General features: G+C 62.3%; 14 protein-coding genes, 1 tRNA gene, 5 pseudogenes and 1 other annotated feature. Of the genes and pseudogenes, 11 read left to right on the top strand and 9 right to left on the bottom strand.

Features of this window, described 5'->3' with window-relative positions:
• Window positions 1–58: 58 nt before the first annotated feature.
• Both A2G06_04110 and A2G06_04105 read right to left on the bottom strand, forming a co-directional pair.
• The gene (locus A2G06_04110) at window positions 59–1,261 is read right to left on the bottom strand and encodes an efflux transporter periplasmic adaptor subunit (GenBank protein ID ANA39681.1); all 1,203 of its coding nucleotides are present in this window, start codon (window positions 1,259–1,261) and stop codon (window positions 59–61) included.
• Window positions 1,262–1,487: 226 nt separating this feature from the next.
• The gene (locus tag A2G06_04105) at window positions 1,488–2,063 is read right to left on the bottom strand and encodes a TetR family transcriptional regulator (GenBank protein ID ANA39680.1); all 576 of its coding nucleotides are present in this window, start codon (window positions 2,061–2,063) and stop codon (window positions 1,488–1,490) included.
• Between the two features lie 361 nt (window positions 2,064–2,424).
• Window positions 2,425–2,542: a binding site (molybdenum cofactor riboswitch), on the top strand.
• A gap of 169 nt (window positions 2,543–2,711) precedes the next feature.
• On the opposite strand from A2G06_04105, the gene A2G06_04100 reads away from it, so the two are divergent.
• From A2G06_04100 to A2G06_04070, 7 genes and pseudogenes are all read left to right on the top strand, one after another.
• On the top strand, window positions 2,712–3,521 hold the full coding sequence (locus A2G06_04100) for a tungsten ABC transporter substrate-binding protein (GenBank protein ID ANA39679.1): 810 nt from the start codon (window positions 2,712–2,714) through the stop codon (window positions 3,519–3,521).
• Between the two features lie 73 nt (window positions 3,522–3,594).
• A pseudogene (locus A2G06_04095) lies at window positions 3,595–4,280 on the top strand (ABC transporter permease).
• A 7-nt stretch (window positions 4,281–4,287) separates the two neighbouring features.
• Complete coding sequence (locus A2G06_04090) at window positions 4,288–5,028, top strand: ABC transporter ATP-binding protein (protein ID ANA39678.1); 741 nt, start codon at window positions 4,288–4,290, stop codon at window positions 5,026–5,028.
• A pseudogene (locus tag A2G06_04085) lies at window positions 4,983–6,187 on the top strand (molybdopterin molybdenumtransferase MoeA). Before A2G06_04090 ends, A2G06_04085 begins: the two are co-directional and overlap by 46 nt.
• Window positions 6,188–6,199: 12 nt before the next feature.
• Window positions 6,200–6,682: a cyclic pyranopterin monophosphate synthase accessory protein gene (locus tag A2G06_04080; protein ID ANA39677.1), complete on the top strand. Its 483-nt coding sequence runs from the start codon at window positions 6,200–6,202 to the stop codon at window positions 6,680–6,682.
• Entirely contained in the window at window positions 6,679–7,170 is a 492-nt protein-coding gene (locus A2G06_04075; GenBank protein ID ANA39676.1) for a molybdenum cofactor biosynthesis protein, read from the top strand. Before A2G06_04080 ends, A2G06_04075 begins: the two co-directional genes overlap by 4 nt.
• Window positions 7,171–7,283: 113 nt before the next feature.
• Window positions 7,284–8,291 carry a phosphate acetyltransferase gene (locus A2G06_04070; protein ID ANA41587.1) on the top strand — a complete coding sequence of 336 codons (1,008 nt, stop codon included), beginning with the start codon at window positions 7,284–7,286 and terminating at the stop codon, window positions 8,289–8,291.
• Between the two features lie 253 nt (window positions 8,292–8,544).
• Here A2G06_04070 and A2G06_04065 read toward each other — a convergent pair.
• Window positions 8,545–9,809: pseudogene (locus tag A2G06_04065) on the bottom strand (propionate kinase).
• A gap of 254 nt (window positions 9,810–10,063) precedes the next feature.
• On the opposite strand from A2G06_04065, the gene A2G06_04060 reads away from it, so the two are divergent.
• Window positions 10,064–10,234 (top strand): ferredoxin, encoded by a 171-nt coding sequence (locus A2G06_04060; protein ANA39675.1) that lies wholly within the window; start codon window positions 10,064–10,066, stop codon window positions 10,232–10,234.
• A 191-nt stretch (window positions 10,235–10,425) separates the two neighbouring features.
• Here the strand turns inward: A2G06_04060 and A2G06_04055 are convergent, their stop codons facing one another.
• A complete protein-coding gene (locus tag A2G06_04055) occupies window positions 10,426–11,868 on the bottom strand; it encodes a hypothetical protein (protein ID ANA39674.1) in 1,443 nt (480 codons plus the stop codon).
• Between the two features lie 205 nt (window positions 11,869–12,073).
• Here A2G06_04055 and A2G06_04050 point away from each other — a divergent pair, with 205 nt between their 5' ends.
• Window positions 12,074–12,763 (top strand): hypothetical protein, encoded by a 690-nt coding sequence (locus A2G06_04050; protein ID ANA39673.1) that lies wholly within the window; start codon window positions 12,074–12,076, stop codon window positions 12,761–12,763.
• On the opposite strand, the gene A2G06_04045 is transcribed toward A2G06_04050, so the two are convergent.
• The gene (locus tag A2G06_04045; GenBank protein ID ANA39672.1) at window positions 12,729–13,622 is read right to left on the bottom strand and encodes an MBL fold metallo-hydrolase; all 894 of its coding nucleotides are present in this window, start codon (window positions 13,620–13,622) and stop codon (window positions 12,729–12,731) included. The genes A2G06_04050 and A2G06_04045 overlap by 35 nt on opposite strands.
• A 140-nt stretch (window positions 13,623–13,762) precedes the next feature.
• On the opposite strand from A2G06_04045, the gene A2G06_04040 reads away from it, so the two are divergent.
• Window positions 13,763–13,839 (top strand) — tRNA-Arg (locus A2G06_04040).
• 85 nt (window positions 13,840–13,924) lie between these two features.
• Here the strand turns inward: A2G06_04040 and A2G06_04035 are convergent.
• Complete coding sequence (locus A2G06_04035) at window positions 13,925–16,519, bottom strand: hypothetical protein (GenBank protein ANA39671.1); 2,595 nt, start codon at window positions 16,517–16,519, stop codon at window positions 13,925–13,927.
• Between the two features lie 139 nt (window positions 16,520–16,658).
• On the opposite strand from A2G06_04035, the gene A2G06_04030 reads away from it, so the two are divergent.
• Window positions 16,659–17,357: a sugar fermentation stimulation protein SfsA gene (locus A2G06_04030; protein ID ANA39670.1), complete on the top strand. Its 699-nt coding sequence runs from the start codon at window positions 16,659–16,661 to the stop codon at window positions 17,355–17,357.
• A gap of 4 nt (window positions 17,358–17,361) precedes the next feature.
• Here the strand turns inward: A2G06_04030 and A2G06_04025 are convergent, their stop codons facing one another.
• The 3 genes and pseudogenes from A2G06_04025 to A2G06_04015 all read right to left on the bottom strand — a co-directional run bounded on the left by A2G06_04025 (window position 17,362) and on the right by A2G06_04015 (window position 19,823).
• Window positions 17,362–17,817, bottom strand: a complete 456-nt coding sequence (locus A2G06_04025; protein ANA39669.1) for a hydrogenase — start codon at window positions 17,815–17,817, stop codon at window positions 17,362–17,364.
• 15 nt (window positions 17,818–17,832) lie between these two features.
• Window positions 17,833–19,268 (bottom strand): annotated as a pseudogene (locus A2G06_04020) (NADP oxidoreductase).
• 15 nt (window positions 19,269–19,283) lie between these two features.
• Window positions 19,284–19,823, bottom strand: a pseudogene (locus tag A2G06_04015) (NADP oxidoreductase).
• Window positions 19,824–19,830 lie beyond the last annotated feature (7 nt).

The following is a 19,830-nucleotide window of genomic DNA, read 5'->3' as shown; positions in this document are numbered from 1 at the left end:
ATACGTATTCCCCCCGAGGAGACAGGGGAGCGGGGCCTTACGGACGCAACTCTTCAGCCTATTTTTTGGTACTCGCCGCCTGATTCGCTGCCGGGGTGGCAGCAGTTTCCGGCTGGGCCCCGAAGGGCACGGCTTTCACCTGCGTGCCCGGCCGGGCCTTCTGGATTCCCTCCAGGATGACCCGATCGCCGGCTTTCAGGCCGTCGCTCACCAGCCAGCGTTCCCCCACGGTCCGGACGACCTTGATGATCCGCGGTTCCACCTTCTCCTCGGCCCCCACCACCAGGACCATGGCCTCCCCCTGGGGAGTGCGGGTCACGCCCCGCTGCGGGACCAGCATCGCCTGGTCGCTCACCCCTTCCTCCACAATGGCGCGCACGAACATACCGGGAAGCAGGGTCTGCTTCGGATTCGGGAAGACCGCACGCAGGGTGATGGAGCCGGTGCTCTGGTCCACGGTCACTTCCGAGAACTTAAGAGTTCCCGGCAACGGATAGGGGCTGCCGTCTTCCAGCAGAAGCTTGACCCGGGCCTGGGTGGCGGCATTGTCCTTCATAATGCCGCTGGCCAGGTTCTGCTTCAGCTTCAGCAACTCCGCGCTGGACTGGGTGACATCCACATATATGGGGCTGATCTGCTGAATGGTGGCCAGGGCCGCGGGCTGATTGGCCGTAACCAACGCCCCGTCGGTTACGGCGGAACGGCCGATGCGGCCGGAGATGGGGGCGGTTACCTTCGTATAGGCCAGATTGATCCGGGCCGTCTCCACCGCCGCCTTGGCGGAGGCCACATCGGCCTCGGCCTGCTGGAGTGAGGCAGTGGCGTCGTCATAATCCTGCTGGCTCACGGCCTTGATCTTGACCAGGTCCCGGAAGCGCTCTTCCTTGAGCCGGGCCGGGATGAGATTGGCCTCGGCCCGGGCAAGGGCGGCCTTGGCACTGGCAAAGGCCGCCTGATACGTTGCCGGGTCAATCTGGTAGAGGACCTGCCCCGCCTTCACGTCGGATCCCTCGGTGAACAGGCGCTTCTGGATGATCCCGCTCACCTGGGGCCGGACTTCGGCAATCAGAAGGGGCGACGTCCGCCCCGGCAGCTCCGTGGTCAGAGCAACGCGCTCCGGCTTGACAACGACAACCCCCACTTCAGGCGGTCCGCTGGCCGGAGGAGCTGCCGCGTTCTTCTTGCCGCAACCGGCCGTTATCATCCCGACAGCCAGGAGCCCTGCTACGGTAATCAGTCGTGCTCTGTACATGGGTTGCATACACACCTCGATACTGTAAATTGCCGGCCGCACGGCCAGTTACTTGTGCTTCCCGAACAAGGCGATTATGGCTGTCAACGCCCAGATCGCCATGGTTACCATGATAAACAGTGTCATCAGCGCCATTCCCTCTCGGCGGATTCACCCACAGCCAGGCAGTATCCACCGCATCAAGAATGAACATTCATTCCTCGGCTATCCAAACAGCAGGAGATCGACGCGATTCCTATCTCCTCACAGCGTCCCAGCACGCCTCAATGGTACGGGCAATGAGGGCATCGTCCAGCTCGATGAACCCGAGGATGTTATCCCGCGCCACGGCCAGGAGCGGACCAAAGGACAGGGCAAAGAGGATGGGCAACGGAACATCCTTCAAGACCTGCTGGGCAATCCCTTCTTCGAACAGATTGTGATAGATATCGCATTCCTCCCGCACCCTCAGGAGGCGTTCCCGACGGAACGCCACCCCGTAGGGAGAGTTGTGAAACTGCTCCAGATAACGGAAATCGAGGGGATTGTGAATAAAGTACCGGAGCAGCGCCGTGCCGAGATGGAGAAACCGTTCCCGAAATGCCTTCAATTCCACGTACCCTTCCGTAATGACCGGAAAGATCCTGGCTTCCAGCTCGCGATACAGGTCGTTGATCAGCACGTCCTTGTTCTCGAAATACCGATAGATCGTGCCGGCCCCCACCCCTGCCCGCTCGGCGATGAGCGCCATGGGGGCGCCATGAAAACCATGCTCGGCGATGAGTTCGAGGGCCGCACGGACGATCTCGTCTCGTTTTTCCGGCTTGGCCATAGTATACCTCTTCCCTGTCAACAGAATGAACGTTCATTCCAAATTATCTTTTTTGAACCCCGGCGTCCAGACTTTTTTTGTCTACCACCCAGTGCCTCGCTCGGTACGTCCTTGGAAGTAATTGTGAGGCATTGTGGCTGCTGCCAAGGCGCGGCGGCGCAGGACCGGCCCGGCTAAGCCAAGAACCGTAACGCCGGCAGCGGCCACAAGGACCACCATTACGGGAAGCAACTGATCAATCGGGACACGACTGCCCTCAGGCCCCAACGGGGTCTTCTGCCGGACGGCTTATTCGACACCAGCACGGGGACCAAACGTATACATTGACATACGCCGGCATGCCATGCATCATCTTGTGGTTTATATGCGTTATCTCCGAGCCCATCCGCCTACCAGGAACGTTCCCACGGCGCCGGCCGACGGGTGTTGCTGGAAACGGCAATGCCTCCCCACTGGAAAGGAGATTCCCGGCCACACGCGCCCAGGACCCCTTTCCGCCAGGAAAGGGGTTTTTATGTCTTACGCACCCATCAATCCAGGGAGGACGCGTTTCCATGGCCGTCATCGCCCGGCCCATGAAGATGTCTACCGTTCACAAGCGTGAGCCGCTTGCAGAGTAGAACCAATCCACCCACAGGAGACTCGCCCATGAAAATGTATCGCTCGTTCGCGGCAGCCCTTGTTGCGCTCCTCATGCTTGTTACCGTTGCCGTTGCCGAGGAGCGGCTCAAGATGTCCACCACAACCTCCACCCAGGACTCGGGACTGCTCAAAGTTCTTCTTCCCCCGTTCGAGAAGAGGAACGACGTCAAGGTCGACGTGATCGCCGTGGGTACCGGCCAGGCCCTGAAGCTGGGCGAAGCGGGCGACGTTGATGTGGTCTTCGTCCATGCCCGCAAACTGGAGGACAAGTTCGTGGCCGACGGATTCGGCGTGAACCGCAAGGACGTCATGTACAACGACTTTGTCATCATCGGACCGAAGAACGACCCGGCCGGCATCGCCAAGGCGAAGACCGCCGCAGAGGCCCTGAAGCTGATCGCGGCGAAAGAGGCCTCTTTCATTTCCCGGGGCGACAAGTCAGGCACCCACACCAAAGAGCTCGATCTCTGGAAGTCCGGCGGCATTGAGCCCAAGGGGAATTGGTATGTGGAAGCGGGCCAGGGCATGGGACCCGTCATCACCATGGCCACCGAGCGGCGCGCCTACACCCTGACCGACCGGGGGACCTACAACGCCTTCAAGGGCGCCAAAACCGACCTTGTGATTCTGTTCCAGGGTGAGAAAGGGCTCTTCAACCCCTACGGAATCATGGCCGTCAATCCGAAAAAATTCCCCCACGTCAAATATGACCTGGCCATGAAACTCATCGACTACATCACCGGTCCGGAGGGGCTGAAGATCATCGCCGACTACAAGGCCCACGGCGAGCCGGTCTTCTTTATTTACAAAAAATAGAAATCGATCATAGCATTGAACCGCTGACCGGGGGCATCCGTTGCCGGTCAGCGGCTCGCTCTCATCCGCAGCCATGGACTTTTATTCCGAATCCCTCACGACTGCTCTCCAGCTCATTGCTTCCCGCGACCCGGACGTGGTCAGCGCGGTGACCGTGTCGATCGTCGTATCGCTCTGGTCGACCCTGTTCGCATCCCTGGCCGGCGTGCCGACGGGAGTGGCGGTGGCGGTGACGGAATTTCCCGGCAAGCGGGCCGTGGTGACGCTGCTCAACACCCTCATGGCCCTGCCCACGGTCGTTGTGGGCCTCTTCGTCTACAGCCTCGTCAGCCGCCAGGGTCCCCTGGGCGAATTCGGCATTCTCTTCACACCCTGGGCCATGGTCGCGGGCCAGACGCTCCTGGCCATCCCCATCGTGGCGAACCTGACCATGAGCGCCATCAAGGGTGCCGATCCCCGCATCGTCCCAACGGCCCTCACCCTGGGCGCCGGGCCGTTCGAAAGCATCCGACGGCTGGTGCTGGAGATGCGCTTCGGCATCATGGCCGCGCTCATCGCCGCCTTTGGCCGGGTCATTGCCGAGGTGGGGGTTGCCATGATGCTCGGCGGCAACATCCGGGGCCATACCCGGACCATGACCACCGCCATCGCCATGGAGACCGGCAAGGGCGAATTCGCGCTGGGACTTGCCCTGGGACTCATCCTCATGGCGGTCGCCTGATCGTCAACATGGCCCTCAATGCCCTGCAGCAGAGGTGACAGCACCATGAGCGAATGCATCCGGCTCACCAACATACGCACTACCTACACCGGCCGGACCGTCCTTGCCATCGACCGGCTCACGCTGCACAGCGGCAGAATCTATACCCTCACCGGCGCCAACGGTGCGGGGAAGAGCACCCTCCTCTCCCACCTGGCGCTCCTCACCCCCCCCACGAGCGGTGAAATCATTTTCGGCGACCGGACAGTGAGCTGGAACAACGGCTCACTCCGGCACCTGCGGCGCCAGGTCACCCTGGTGCACCAGTCTCCGTACCTCTTCACCGGCAGCGTCTTCGCCAACGTGGCCTACGGACTGAAACTTCGCGGCGTCCACGGTGATGAGTTGAAGCGGCGCGTCGAGAGTGCCCTCAACCTCGTGGGGCTCGGAGGATTCGGCCATCGCCGCTCCCGTGAGCTTTCCGGCGGCGAGGCCCAGCGGATCGCCCTGGCCAGGGCGCTGGCGCTCAACACGCGCGTCCTGCTCCTGGACGAGCCGCTTGCCAACGTGGACCGGACAACGAGCGATCTCCTCACCGCCGTCATTGCCGGCCTCCCCGGCGCGGGGACCACGGTCGTCATGACCACCCACGACCCGGAGCATGCGGAGCGGTTGGGCGGAGATCGCATTCACCTGGTGGCGGGCGAACTGGCCAACCCGCTGACGGGGGTCAAATTATCCAGCAACGAAGGAGACGAATTGTGCCGTCTTTCACCGAAGCCCGCAGCATTATTCTCGATCGCGTAGCGCCGCTCGGCATCGAACGGGTGGGCATCCTGGAGGCCGTCGGCCGGATCCTTGCCGAAGACCTGATTGCCCCCTGGGAGATGCCCCTCTGCGACAACTCCGCCATGGACGGCTTTGCTGTGCGCGCCGACGACTGTGGTGAAATTCCCGCATCCCTGAAGGTTACGGGCTATATCCCCGCCGGCGGCCGGTGGAGCCCGGGTGCGCCATCAGGATCATGACCGGCGCACCGGTCCCGCCCGGCTGCGACGCGGTGGTGCCGGTGGAAGAAACCGAAAATGAAGGCGGTGCGGTCCGGATCATGGCCACGGTCGCTCGCCGCCAGCACATCCGCTTCAAGGGAGAGGATGTCGCCACGGGCGATATCGTCGTCTCCCGCGGCACCCTGCTCCAGCCGCCAGAAATCAGCATGCTCGCCTCCTTTGGCAAGGCACTGGTGCCGGTATTCCGCAGGGCCCGGGTCGCCATCCTGTCCACCGGAGACGAACTGGCCGAGTTGGGCGAGTCCCCCGCGCCGGGCACGATCATCAACTCCAATGCCCTGTCCCTGGCAGCCGCGGTACGCCAGTGCGGCGCCGAACCGGTCATCATCGGCATCGCCCGCGACAACCGGGAAAGCCATCGGGAAAAACTTGCCGAAGGGCTCAGGGCCGACGCCCTCATCACCTCGGCAGGCGTGTCGGCCGGCGACCGGGACGTGGTCCGTGACGTCCTGGCCGAACTGGGGGCCGAGCAGCTCTTCTGGAAGGTCGACATGAAACCCGGCGGTCCCACCGCCTTCAGCATGCATGGCGCCGTACCGGTCTTCTCCCTCCCCGGCAACCCGGTCTCCACCATGATCACCTTCGAGATATTCGTCCGTCCGGCGCTCCTGCGGATGATGGGACACTCCCGCGTGGTGCGCCCCTTTGTCAAGGCCACCCTGTTGGAGGAGGCGCGCAAGAAGCCGGGCAAGGTAAACTTCCTCCGGGTACGGGCAACGGAACGGGACGGCCGACTGGTGGCATCCACCGCCGGTGAGCAGCACACCGGCATTCTCAGGACCATGGTCAACGCAAACGCCCTGGTGCTGCTTCCCCGGGAGGCCTCGTTCGTCCCGGCCGGAAGCGAGGTGGAGATGATGATCCTGCGGGATGACGTTACGATGCTGGAACGCTAGGGGGAATCACGTATGTCTTTCAACCATTTTGACGACCAGGGCCAGGCCATCATGGTGGACGTGAGTGGCAAGCAGCCGACCCTGCGCACCGCTACGGCCGCCGCCACGGTGTCAATGCAGCCGGACACCCTGGCCGGCCTGCTGGCCGGCCGGACCACCAAGGGCGATGTCCTGGGCGTGGCACGGATCGCCGGCATCGCCGCCGCCAAAAAAACACCGGAGCTGATCCCCCTCTCCCACCCGCTGGCCATCCACCATGCGGCAATCGATTTCGATACCGACCAGGCCTGCGGCACCGTCACCGTCAGAGCCACGGTGCGGGCCTTCGAGCGGACCGGTGTGGAGATGGAAGCCATGGCCTCGGCGGCCGTGGCCGCCCTCACCATCTACGACATGTGCAAGGGTGCCGACAAGGGAATCACCATCAGCCAGATCCGCCTTCTCTTCAAAGAGGGGGGCAAGAGCGGCACCTGGCAGAGGGAGGAAGCACAATGAAGGCGGCGATTCTGACCCTGAGCGACAAGGGCTCCCGGGGCGAACGGGCCGACGCCAGCGGCCCGGCCCTCGTCGCATGGCTGGCGGAACGGGGCGTCGAAACGGTGCGCACGGAGATCATCCCCGACGAGGCGGACCTTATCTCCGCCCGCCTCGCCGCATGGGCCGACGCGGGAGATGCGGACCTGATCCTCACCACGGGCGGCACCGGAGTCTCCCCCCGGGACGTTACCCCCGATGCCACCATGACGATCCTTGATCGCCTCATCCCCGGCTTCGGCGAGGTGATGCGGATGAGGAGCCTCCAGAAGACCCCCAACGCCATGATCTCCCGGGCCGTGGCCGGGATCAGGGGAACCGCCCTCATCATCAACCTCCCCGGCAGTCCCCGTGGCGCCGTTGAAAACCTGGAAGCGGTCTGGCCGGCCGTGCCGCACGCCGTTGAAAAAATCCAGGGCAACACCCGCGACTGCGCCCCGGCACACTGAAACAACCGCTCTTCCAACCATCCCGAAACCCGGCCCACGCCGGGTTTTTTGTTGACCGGGTCCCTGGTATGGGCTATACACTAGAATTCCGTTTTAATTTTAGACCAAGGAGGATCGACCATGGGTCTGATGGACCAAATCAAGCTAAAGCCCGGAACAACCTGCAAACAATCGTGCTCCCGGAGAGCTATGATGACCGGATGTATGCCGCCGCCCAACAGATCGTGGAACAGGGTTTGGCAAAAGTCGTCATGCTTGGCAATGCCGACGCCATCGCCAGGAAAGCGGCCGATCTCGGCGCCGCCATCTCCGGGGTCGAGCTGATCGATCCGGCCACGTCTCCCAAGCTCAACGAATATGCCGACGCCTTCGCGGAACTCCGCAAGAGCAAGGGACTTACCAAGGATGAGGCCCTGAAGCTCCTTACCGCGTCAGACAACCTCTACTATGCCGGCATGATGGTCCGCCAGGGCGACGCCGGGGGCGAGGTGGCCGGCGCCACCGGCACCACCGGCGACGTGCTTCGGGCAGCCTTTCAGACCGTGGGCCCTGCCATGGGGATCAAAACGGTTTCCTCGTTTTTCTTCATGGTCACCAAAACCCCGTCCTTCGGCGAAAACGGCATCATCTTCTTTGCCGACTGCGCCGTAAACCCCAACCCCGATGCCCAGGCCCTGGCCGACATCGCCGTGGCCACCGCCCGCAACTGCAAGGCCTTCCTCGACGTGGACGCCCGGGTGGCCATGCTCTCCTTCTCCACCAAGGGAAGCGCTTCCCATGCCGACGTGGACAAGGTCCTCAAGGCAATGGAACTGGCCAAAGCCATTGACCCGGCACTTCATATCGACGGCGAGCTCCAGGCCGACGCCGCCCTTCTTCCCAAGGTGGGCGAGCGCAAGGCACCCGGCAGCCCCGTGGCCGGCAAGGCCAACGTCCTCGTCTTCCCGGACCTGGACGCCGGCAATATCGCCTACAAGCTCGTGGAGCGGGTCGCCGGCGCAGAGGCCATAGGCCCCATCATCCAGGGTCTGGCAAAACCGGTGAATGACCTCTCCCGGGGCTGCTCCGTGGACGACATCGTCAACGTGGCCGCCATTACCGCGGTTCAGGCCCAGGGATAAACGAACCACAACCACCTGCACGACAAAAGGCCGCCAGCATCAGCCGGCGGCCTTTTGTTCTCCGAACTCCTCCCTCCTTGCCAAACCCGAACCCTTGAAACCAAAGGTCCACCCTCAGCGCAGAGCACTTTGATTCTGCCTCTTCAGGCACATTCGATTCAACCGGCTCTCCGGCTTCACGGGATCAGCAAAGACGAAGGCCGCCAGAGATATTCCCGGCGGCCTTCGGTGCGTCATGATCTTTTTGTGGCCGCTACTTCCTCACGAAATCGGGCCGCGCAAACGAATAGTCAAAGTTCATGTGGTCGGTGTAGGTACCATTGAGGATTGCCACCACGTCCTCGGTAAAGACGAGTTCTTCGTCCGTGGGGATGACGAATACCTTGATAGGTGAGTCGTCGGTGGTGATGAGGCTCTCCCGCTTGCGGGTCATGGCCCCCTTGTTCCGCTCACGGTCGAGCTTGATGCCGATTCCCTCAAGCCCTTCGATGGTCTTCTCCCGGATGGGCCACCCCATCTCCCCCACGCCGGCGGTGAAGACCACCGCATCAAGACGGCCGAGCACGGCCATATAGGTGCCGATATATTTTCTCAGGCGGTAGGCCTCGATATCGAGGGCAACCTTGCAACGGTGATCGCCGTTGGCCGCGTTTTCGATCACGTCGCGGCGGTCGGTGAAGCGGCCGGTCACGCCGAGCACCCCGCTCTTCTTGTTGAGGATGCTGTCGATCTCCTTGGCGGAAAGATTTTCCTTCTGCATCATGAACGCGGGGATGGCAGGGTCGATGTCGCCGCAGCGGGTCCCCATGACGGCACCCTCAAGCGGGGTGAGCCCCATGCTCGTATCGACGGAGACACCACCCTTGATGGCACAGTGAGACACCCCGTTGCCGATATGCATGGTGATGATGTTGCTCTCGGAAGCTTCTTGCCGATAAGAACCGCTGCCCGCTTCGATACGTAGAGATGGGACGTACCGTGGAAGCCGTAGCGGCGCACGCCGTACTTCTCGTACCACTCGTAGGGAAGCGGATAGAGGTAGGCATGCTCGGGCATGGTCTGATGGAACGCCGTATCGAAAATGGCCACATGGGGAACGTGGGGGAGAACCGCCTGAGCAGCCTCGATGCCTGCGATGTTGGGGGGATTGTGCAGGGGGGCCAGATGCTGGACATCCTTGACCGCGTCCAGCACCTTTTCGTCGATGAGCACCGAGCGGGTGAACATTTCCCCCCCGTGGACGACCCGGTGACCGACCGCTGATATCTCGTTGATATCTCCCAGAACGCCCTGCTCGGCATCCACCACGGTCCTGATGATCAGGTCAATGGCCACCTGGTGGTCGGGACACTCGTACTCCTTCCGGTAGGTTTCCCGGCCGGGCACCTCGTGCATGATGAAGGAGTCTCCGATGATGACCCGCTCCACCATGCCCTTGGCAACGACCTCTTTTCTCTCCCAGTCGAATAACTGGTACTTCACCGATGAGCTGCCGCAATTGAGGGCAAGTATGATCATCATTCCTCCTGATTGAGCGAAAATAAAAATTGTTCAACACGAATAAAACAAGCAATTTCAAGATGATTTATGAGAGATGATACAGATGGGGACCGAAAAATAAAACTGTTTTTTACATATACAATACGGAAAAGTTGAATTCAAGTTTTTTTAAGTGGAGGGGGTGGACCGGCAAAACCTTTCCTCTAGACTTTGCAGAAACCCTGTGATATGTTTACGCTGCTTTCAGAAAATATTTTATAAGGAGGTATTCCGTGGCCCACGTTATTTCCGACGACTGCACCAATTGCGGCGCCTGTGTCGATTCTTGTCCGGTCAACGCTATTGCACCGGCCGACGACAAGCACAAGATTGATGCAGATACCTGTATCGATTGCGGCGCTTGCGTCGACACCTGCCCGGTAAGCGCCATCAGCGCAGCCTAACCGACAGGTCGCACCAGCCAATACCGGCATGACGTACGTCGTGCCGGTATTTTTTTGCCCTGACAATGAAACGGGCCGGCTCCATTGCCGGCCCGTTTCATTGTATTCTCTGCCACCCGAATCCACGCGGCAGGAGGGCCGGTCCCTCTCCCCCGCCTCATGTTTTCAGGCCTCGTTATCGGGCGTAATGCTCACTGAGTCGCAACAGTGGAACCGGTCACCTCCACGGTGAAATCGGTGGCCTCGCCGGGAATCCGGGCCAGAACGATCACAAAGGGAATCCGGTTGCCCGGCTGGACTCCCAGATTCGACAGGGAGTCGCCGAACTGGTTATTCATGGCAGCCTCGATCTTTGCCATGGGGAGCGAGGCTATCTGTTCGTCGCTCAGGCTGTTGCCGCAGTAGGCAACTTTCTGCATCACCGTCTGGCCTCCCGGCCCCACGAGCGCTCCCTTCACCTGGATGGACGCCCGGGGCTTGCGGTAGTTGTTGACGGCTTCACCTCGAATGACGAAAACCTCTCCCACCTCAGCATTGACCAGATATCCCCCTCTGACCTTGTCAAGACCGACCCCCCCCTCCTCCCGCGCTTCGAACCCGAGCCATTCAGCCACAAAACCGATGCCGAGCTTATTGAAGGCGGCAGGACCCTCTTTGAAGAAGTAGAATCCGAATCCGGCAAGGGCAACGATCACCAGGACCGACACCACAATGGCGACAAGGGGAAGCAGGGAACGCCCCTTGCGGCGCGACGAGATGACAAGAGGGGGAGCCTCCTCTTCTCCGAAGGGAACGGACAGGGGGGACGGCGGTGGTGCCGCCTCGGCGGGTTCGGCCACAGGCTGCTCCGGAGCCGTATCGGCTGCCGCCCGGATGCGATCTCGGGACTCGGGCTCCGGTACGGTTTCATCGATGCCCAGATCCAGTTCACCGAAATCGAAAGGCTCGGCTTCTTCCCCGGATTCAGCCCCCTGAGAAACGCCTTCCTTCGCCGCCCCCTCCTCGAAATCAAGGGTAAAGCCCCCCGCGGAACCTCCTTCTCTCTCCCCGGCACCGGTTGCGGCGGCAAAGGCCTCGGGGCTCACCTCGCCAAAGGCGATCTCGTCCCCGAATCCGCCAACGGCAGGCGCAACTAGAGGCCCAGCGGGACGCGGCCGCTCCTCTGCGACGGGCTCGCCGAAATCGAATGCCTCCGGCTCAGAAGCAACTGGCTGCGCCGGATGTTCTTCACTGCCTGCCGCCGGTCCTCCGCCGAAGCCGAACGAAAAATCCTCATCAGCGGCAATGGCTCCTGAAGGAACGTCAAAGGGTGCCGGCAGGCTGTCAGCGGTTGTCTCGACACCAGAGCCTGCGGGAGGAAATGACGGAGCCGGCTCCTGCTGGGGCGCCTGGGGCGGCTCGACCTCTTTCTCTGGCACCGAATCCTCTGCCGCGGCAGTACCGGCAGCGCCCCTGCCCTCACGTGCATCCAGCCCCTGCAGGATCGAGTCGAAATCCGTCTCTTCCGCCGGGGCCTCTTTTTTTATGACGAAAATGTGCCGGCACTTGGAGCAACGGACCTTGATGCCGGCGGCCGTAACTTTGGAGTCGTCAAGCCGGAACTTGCTGCTGCATTGCGCACACTGGATGATCATTGGTCACTCCACGGGGAGAGGTGGGGCAGCGGATAACGGCCGCCTGGCGAAAAACGGCGCCGAGCCGGTCATTTCGGACTTTTCTATAGCAGATAAAGGCACTTAGTGTCAATTCAATATGGCCACCGGCCCATCCTTTATGGTATATCTGTTGGACCGGAAGCCGCCACGGCCCCGGGAAACTTTCAGCAATCGGAGAATACGCATGCGCCACCTGCTCACCCCATTACTGACCATCGTGCTGTTCCTCCAGTGCGCCGCCGCGGCATTTGCCGCCCCCACCCTGTCAGTGGACAAGCCGTTCTTTGATTTCGGGACCATACCGCAAGGGAAAAAGCTCGACCATGTCTTTACGCTGAGGAACAAGGGGGACGCCCCCCTGTCGATCCACAGGACCAAATCGTCCTGCGGCTGTACCGTGGTCAACCTCCCCCGCACAACCATCGAGCCGGGAGGAAACGTCGAGCTTAAGACAACGTTCGACTCGACCACGTTCGGCGGCAAGGTCACCAAGACCATAACCGTCGAAACCAATGACCCGGCAAACCCTAATTACACGCTCACCCTCACGGGCATTGTCAGCGAAATACTGGTTGTGGCGCCCCGTCAACTGAACCTGGGACAGATAAAGGCGGGAACGAGCGGGGTATTCACCGTTACGGTGGACAACAGGGGGGCCCGGCCCGTGAAGATACTCTCCGTCACCACCCCCATGCCCCAGGTGAAAGTGACAGCCGGCAAACAGAGCATCAAGCCCGGCGAGAGCACTCCCATCACCATATCGGTGGCACCGCGGCCGGAAGATCGGTTCCTGAGCGGATTCATCATCATCAAGACCGACATGCCAGGCAAACCCGAAATCACCGTGCCGGTGTACGGCTCTGTGTCGAAGTAGCGGCGGCCTCCAGGTCTTCCTTGAGATCAAGATAGGCCCGTTCCACGTTCACGTCGAAAAACGTGCGGAAGCCGGGCATGGCATCGTAGCGCGGCAGCCGGAACCGGGCCTTGGCCTCGGCAAGACTCCTGCCTGCTTCGATGTGGCGCAGGACCTCGGTGAGGAACTCCTTGAAGAAGAGCCTGAACCGCCTGAGCCCCGCACGGTCGGACACATCACCCAGGCCGGGGAGCACATGTTTTGCCCCTACCGCCTCCAGGCTCTCCAGGGTGACGACCCAATCCCGCATTTTCCCTTCCCCCATGTACCCCACCACGTCGTTGTAAAAGAGATCCGACGTAAAGAGCACCCCTTCGTTCGGCAGGTAGAGGATGATGTCCCCCTCCCGGTGGCCGAACTCGGTACTGTTCAGGACCAGGACCGTTTTCCCCCGGATGAGCGTCAGCCCTTTATCGAAGAAGGTCACATGATTGCGGAGCTGGCGCGACTCACCCCTGAGCGCCTGCCAGGTCTGCCACGAGGTTATGATCTCCACGTTGGCGGGAAAGTCGAAATCCACATGATTGTAACCGGGATGATGGTGAGTAAGGATCACGTAGCGCAGGGGAACGGGGGTGATCTCGGCAATGGCGTCGACCAGTTCGCGGATCCCTTCGGGAATGAAATGGGCACCCGCCAGGATCACCTGATAGGGGGTAACTACGATCATGGCGTTACTGGCCGCTTTCCCCTCCGGCAGGGCAATGGCCGCGTACACCCCCTCCTCCACCTGCTTTACTTCGTAATGGGCGGCCAGGGCCGGGGTGAAGCCGACAAAGAGGCAGAACACGACAAAAAGGATGACCGGTACGTTCTTCATGGCCCTCGAACCTTGAGATTTTCGACCAGTGTAGCAAATGGTGATGCTGGAACACAACCGCGGCTTGGACTCAGGTGACGGCATCGGGCAAACTTTCCTCTTGAGAATTCATCGATGATGGTGTATCAATAGAAATTCGCGGGCGGTTAGCTCAGTTGGATAGAGCGCAGGCCTCCGAAGCCTGAGGTCGCTGGTTCGAATCCAGTATCGCCCGCCATTTACATGAACTAAGCGTATTCGCTTGCAAAAAACCCCGCCGACATGGAGCTCGGCGGGGTTTTTTCGTTGGCCGTGGTTCCCGGTCAGCGGATAACCACATTCTGGGCCGTGAGAGAACCCCTGCCCACCGTGACAACGCCCTGAAGCGTCGTCAGACCGGGATTGGACGAGAAGGTCGCGTCATACCCTCCCTTGAGGAGCACGGCGATGGAATTTGCCAACGTCAGGTTGCCGGTGAAATCGGTCGCCTGGGCCTCGATGGTGCACGAGGGGACCCCGACGCACGCGGCATAGGCGTCCGCGATTGTTGAATAATAGCTCGTGGTTCCCGTTGTAAGCTTCACGGGCAGTGTTTTCTTGAACGTGGCCGTCACGGCCACGGGCCCGTACTGGCTGACCGTGCAGTCACCGATACCGGCACAGGCACCCGACCAGCCATCAAAAACCCAGCCGGCACTCGGCGTTGCAATAAGGATCACCGGCACTGCACTGAAAATCGCACTGCACCCCGTACCGTCAAGGCAAGAAATGCCTGAGGGCGAACTCGACACCGTCCCCCCCCCCGTGCCGATGACGGTCACACTGAGGCTGATGCCGGGCGTCACAGTGATCTCGGCCGATTTAGGCCCTTCCACACCGTTTTTGAGTGCCGATACGGCAATGTAGTAGGTAACGCCGTTCATCAGGCCGGAAATCACATGGGCCGGGGTGGTGCCGACCTGGTCGGGGGTCGCATAATTTCCCGACGTACTGCCGTGGTAGACCTTGTAACCGGTAATGCCCGGCTCCTGGCTGGCGGTCCAGGAAATGCCTGCCGTGCCGTTGCCCGGCACGCCGGAGAGACCTGTCGGCGCAGCCGGCTTATCCAGGGAGAAGGATGCCGTCACGTTCTTCGCACCATCCATGGTTACCGTGCAGACGGGAGAGGTGCCGGCGCAGGCGCCGCCCCACCCCGTAAAGACGTAGCCGGTTGCAGGAGCGGCGGTGAGGGTCACCGAATCGCCCGTGATGTAGTCGCCTTCTCCCGACAGGTCCACCCAGGTAAAGGCGCCCAGATCATCGGCAACGCTGCCCCCACCCGTGGTCGAAACGCTGAGGGTCTCTTTCCGGCCAAAGATCCGGTGGACGTGGATGTCGGTATCGCCTTCCTCCCTGGTGAAGGTGCTCACCAGGACAATGTTCCCATCGGGTTGGAGCGCTACGCCCTGTCCTTCGTCATCGCCCGAATTGATGGTATAGAACCCGTAGAAATTGTAGATGGTGTTGTCTGTAGTTCCGTCGGCATTGAGTCGGAACACAAGGATATCGGTGTCGGTCGCGTAACCGAAGGACCCCACCACAACGATCTTGCCGTCAGGCTGGATCACCAGTGCTTCGGCCCTGTCGTTATACACGTCGCCGTCCTTGTAATCCCCGACCGGGGCATTGAAACCATTGTCCGGCGTACCGTTCTCATTGAGGCGGAGCACCCAGATATCCGTGTCACCCGCACCCCACTGGTAGGCCCCTACCACCACGATTTTGCCGTCAGGCTGGACGGCTATCCCCAGGCCTTCGTCGTTGCCGGCATCGCCGGCCACGAAGAAATTATTCAATCCGTCATTAAAGTTGTCGAGGGTGCCGTCGGTTTTGAGTCGCTGCACGAAGAGATCGGTTTCGCCGCTCGGGTTCGCATAGGTGCCGACGAGCAGGATCTTCCCGTCCGCCTGGAGCGCGAGTCCATTCCCGAAACTGTTGCCGGGAAGGTTGGGCCGGTAGTAGCCGGTGTTGCCGTTGAAGGCGCTGTCGAGCACTCCGGTCGCCGTAAGACGGATCACCTGGATTTCTTTCGCTCCGCTAACATCCCTGGTGCCGACAATCACGATCCTGCCGTCGGGCTGAACCAGCAGATTTCCGGCCTCGTTGGCGCCGGAGCCCCCCTCCTGGTACTTCCCGCCCGTGCCGAAAGAGGTATCAAGTACGCCGGCAGAATCGTAGCGTCGAACCTCCCAGGCGGTAGTGGCACTCCCCACGCTGCCGAGAACGAGAATTTTGCCGTCGCTCTGCAACGCCACGCCGGCGGCACGGTCAGCCGTGCCCACGTCGATCACGACTGAACCCTGGTTCCCGAAGCCGGTATCCGGCTCACCCTGCGCCGTGAGGCGCCAGAGGACGATGTCGGTGTTGCCCGCCGACTGCTCCACGGTGCCGACCACCAGCAGCTTGCCGTCCGGCTGCACCGCGATCCCCTTGCCCCGGTCGTTTCCCGTGCCGCCGAAAAGGGCCACCCCCTGGCCGCCGAAAAAGCCGGTATCGATGAGGTCATCATAGACAATCGAAGCGGTATAGGGGGGATCGGGGACCGTCATCCCGTCTTGCAGGAACTGGAGGAATACGTCGTAAAAGGAATAATCAAATGGTTTGGCTAACGTCAAACGCCGTGATGCCGCCACCGGCTCCCAATCTGTTTTGAGAATGCCGTCGATACCGAAACGCATCGCCTGCACGGTTCCCCCGTGCAGGGCGGCATCGATGCCGAGCGTCACCATGGGATAGTTGGTGAACTTCGCGCCGCCGTTGATGGTCAGGACCTGTGCGCCGGCGGCTACCTGCAGCACGAGCACCATGCCGGCAGTTGCCGGCAGGAGACGAGCGCATCGGCCAAGCAACCCTGCAATCCGAATCATCAGTTCAATCATCTTGCCCCTCCGTTTGCTGACACCCAGGGAGACATTTTACCTGTGATCGTCCTAATTTTCCAGACATCATTTCCACAAGCCCGAGGCATCCTCTCGACAGGCTGTTGCCATTGCTGCCCCGCCGTGCTATCTGTCAGGCATGATTCTGCCACGCCCCCTTTACTCCGGCACCCTGATCCGGCGCTACCAGCGGTTCCTGGCCGACGTACGCCTCGACGACGGGACGGTGGTCACCGCCCACTGCCCGAACTCGGGGAGCATGAAAGGATGCAGCCAGCCGGGAAGCGCCGTGTTCCTTTCTCTCAGCGACAATCCGAAGCGGCGCCTCGCCTACACCTGGGAACTGGTCATGGCTGACGGCTACTGGGCGGGGATAAACACGGGCCTCCCCAACCGGCTCGTCCGGGAGGGGATTGAAAACGGCACCGTCGCGGAACTCCTGGGGTATGAGCGCATCCGGCCCGAAGTCCGCTACGGCACCAACAGCCGGGTGGACCTGCTGCTGGAAGGGCCGGGCCGCTGCTGGGTCGAGGTGAAAAACGTGACCCTCGTGGAAGGGGGAACGGCCCTCTTCCCCGACGCCGTGACGGAACGGGGGCAAAAACACCTGCGGGAGTTGATGGAGGTGGTGCGGCAGGGGGACCGGGGAGTGATCTTCTTCGTGGTCCAGCGTGGCGACGGGTCTGCCGTGGCTCCGGCAGACGCCATTGACCCGGTGTACGGCCGGCTTCTGCGGCAGGCCGTGACTGCCGGGGTAGAAGCCCTGGCCTACCGGGCGCTCGTAACGCCGGAGGAAATCCGGCTCACGGAACGGCTGCCGGTGCTTGCCGGGGAATGATCCCTCACCCTCCGGACAGCCTCCGCACCAGGTCGCGGGCCACACGGCCGGCCTCGGCCAGGTTGGCGCGGGCCCTGTCGCTGAACCCTTCCCCGTGGCTGAAATCTTCTCCCGGCACGGTCACGAGCCATGCCGGCGGGGTCCGGCCGTAGAGTTTCCCGGCATAGGCCAGAAGCAGCTCGGGAGCCAGGTGATGTCCCAGGGCGCCCTCGCCGGATGAGGCCGTCAAAGGGAGGGCAGCCACCGAACTCATGCCGCCGGCGGCCGGGCAGGCGTCAAAAAAGATGACGCCGGTCACCTCCGGGGCGGCGATCTCCTCGGCCATCTCGGGCAGGAGCTGATGGGCTTCGACGGAACGCACGCTGCCCAGAGGGGAGCCCCCCTCCACCATCGCAGGAAGGACCGCCCCGGCTCCATCGTCGCGCCGCAGGCGATTGCCGTAGCCGATCAGCAGGACCATGACCTGCCCCTCTCGCTATCTTCCCCGTTTCGCCTCATCCAGCACCGTCCCGTCCGGCCCCAGGAGCATCACCCGCAGCGGCATCCTGCCGTAGGCATGGGTGGCGCAGGAAAGGCACGGATCATAGGCCCGCACGCCGTGCTCGATCCGGTTGAGAATCCCTTCCGTGAACTCCCCTCCCCTGATGAACTCCGCCGCCACCTGCCGGATGGTCCGGTTCATGGCCAGATTGTTCATGCCGGTGGCGATAAGCAGGTTCACACGGCTGACAATGCCGTCGTCATCCACCTCGTAGTCATGAAAGAGGGTGCCGCGGGGCGCTTCGCAGAAGCCGACGCCGGCCGGCCGGTTCACTCCGGCCTCGCTCCGGACGTGGCGATCCAGGATGTCCGGCTCGTCCAGGAGCATCCCGATCCGCTCCAGGGCGTGGAGGATCTCGATGAGCCGGGCATGGTGGTAGTGGAAACTGCCGGTGACCATGCCGCCGGCGCCGCGCACCTGCCGGAACGCGGCAAGTTCGCGGTCGGCCTCGGGGGTCCCGGCGTGGTCGCAGATGTTCAAACGGGCCAGGGCCCCACCCGGAACATCCCCTCCCCTTCCCGGTCACCATGGGGCTGGTAGTAGGGGAAGGTCATGTAGCTCCAGGGCTCGGCCCGCTCGGTTATGGCCTGGGCGTAGTGCTCCGGGGAAAGCTCATCCACGTGGACGCCTGCCGAATCGGTGAAGCGGAGGGAGCCGTCGTAGTGCTCCAGACCGCCGTCAGATGCCGTCAACCCCGCAAAGAGCGAGGGAAAGTCCCCATACGCGGTTATCTCGGCTTCGTGGCGGGCGTAGATACCGTCAAGCATGCCCAGGGCGCCCCGGACGATGGCGAGCCCCTCGGGCAGAAGCGCGGCGATCCGGTCCCGGCCTTCCGGGGAGAGCGGCTCACGGACTCCGCCCGGCACCGCCCAGGAGGGATGGATGCTCTCTCCGGCAACGGCGCTTACGATCTTCTGGCCGATCTGACGGAGACGGATGCCGCCGCGGGCCACCTCCGGGTGGTGCGCCACCAGGCCCCAGAGGTTGCGGCGGGAGGGCTCCTCGTCCATCCCCATGAGAAGATCGGCGGCGGAGAGGTGGAAGAAGCTCAGGGCATGGCTCTGGATGAGAGAGGCCAGATTGGCGATCCGGCGCAGGTGGACTGCGACCGGGGGAATCTCCACGCCGAGGATGGCATCGCCGGCACGGGCAGCGGAGATGGAGTGGCTCACGGGGCAGATGCCGCAGATGCGGGCGGTGATGCCGGGCATCTCCCAGATGCTGCGGCCGATGCATATCCGCTCGAATCCGCGGAATTCGGTCACGTGAAACCTGGCATCGGCCACGGCACCGGCATCGTCGAGCCGGATGGTGATGGTCGCGTGCCCTTCGATGCGGGTGACGGGATCTATGGTTATGGTGCGGGACATGGAGATACCTATCCAAACGTGTACCGGCTCTCCCCGCAGCAGGCATTCAATGGCTGCCCGGATCCGGTCCGGGCCAGGCGGGCAGCCGGGAATGTAACCGTCCACCGGGATCACCTGGTGGAGCGGCAGGGCCCGCGGCAGAAGCTGGGGCACTGCCGCGTAATCGAAGACAGGAGGGGCCTCGCTGCCGCAGCGGAAGGGATCCAGGGTTTCGGTCACCGTGAGATGGTTGCGCATGGCAGTGACGTTGCCGGTGATGGCACAGTCGCCGAAACTGATCACGGTCCGGCTCCGTTGCCGGATGATGCCGGCCATGGCCAGGTTCGCACGGTTGGTTACCGCTCCCTCCACCAGCGCCACATCCACGCCCGTGGGGAATTCCTTGGCATCCACGAACGGCCCGTAGACCAGGTCGGCCACCTGGGACAGCTCCAGGAGATACTCGTCCAGGTCGAGGAAGCTCATGTGGCACCCGGAGCAGCCTCCCAGCCAGGCCGTGGCGAGCCGGAGCCGGCCGCTGCCGATCAGTTCCACTCCTCCGGGCGCACCCCGCATTGTTCCC

The sequence above is a fragment of the Geobacter anodireducens genome (genome assembly GCA_001628815.1).
In the GTDB taxonomy this organism is placed as follows: domain Bacteria; phylum Desulfobacterota; class Desulfuromonadia; order Geobacterales; family Geobacteraceae; genus Geobacter; species Geobacter anodireducens.
Note: the sequence above shows the minus strand (reverse complement) of the source record. Positions and strands in the feature narration are given on the sequence as shown.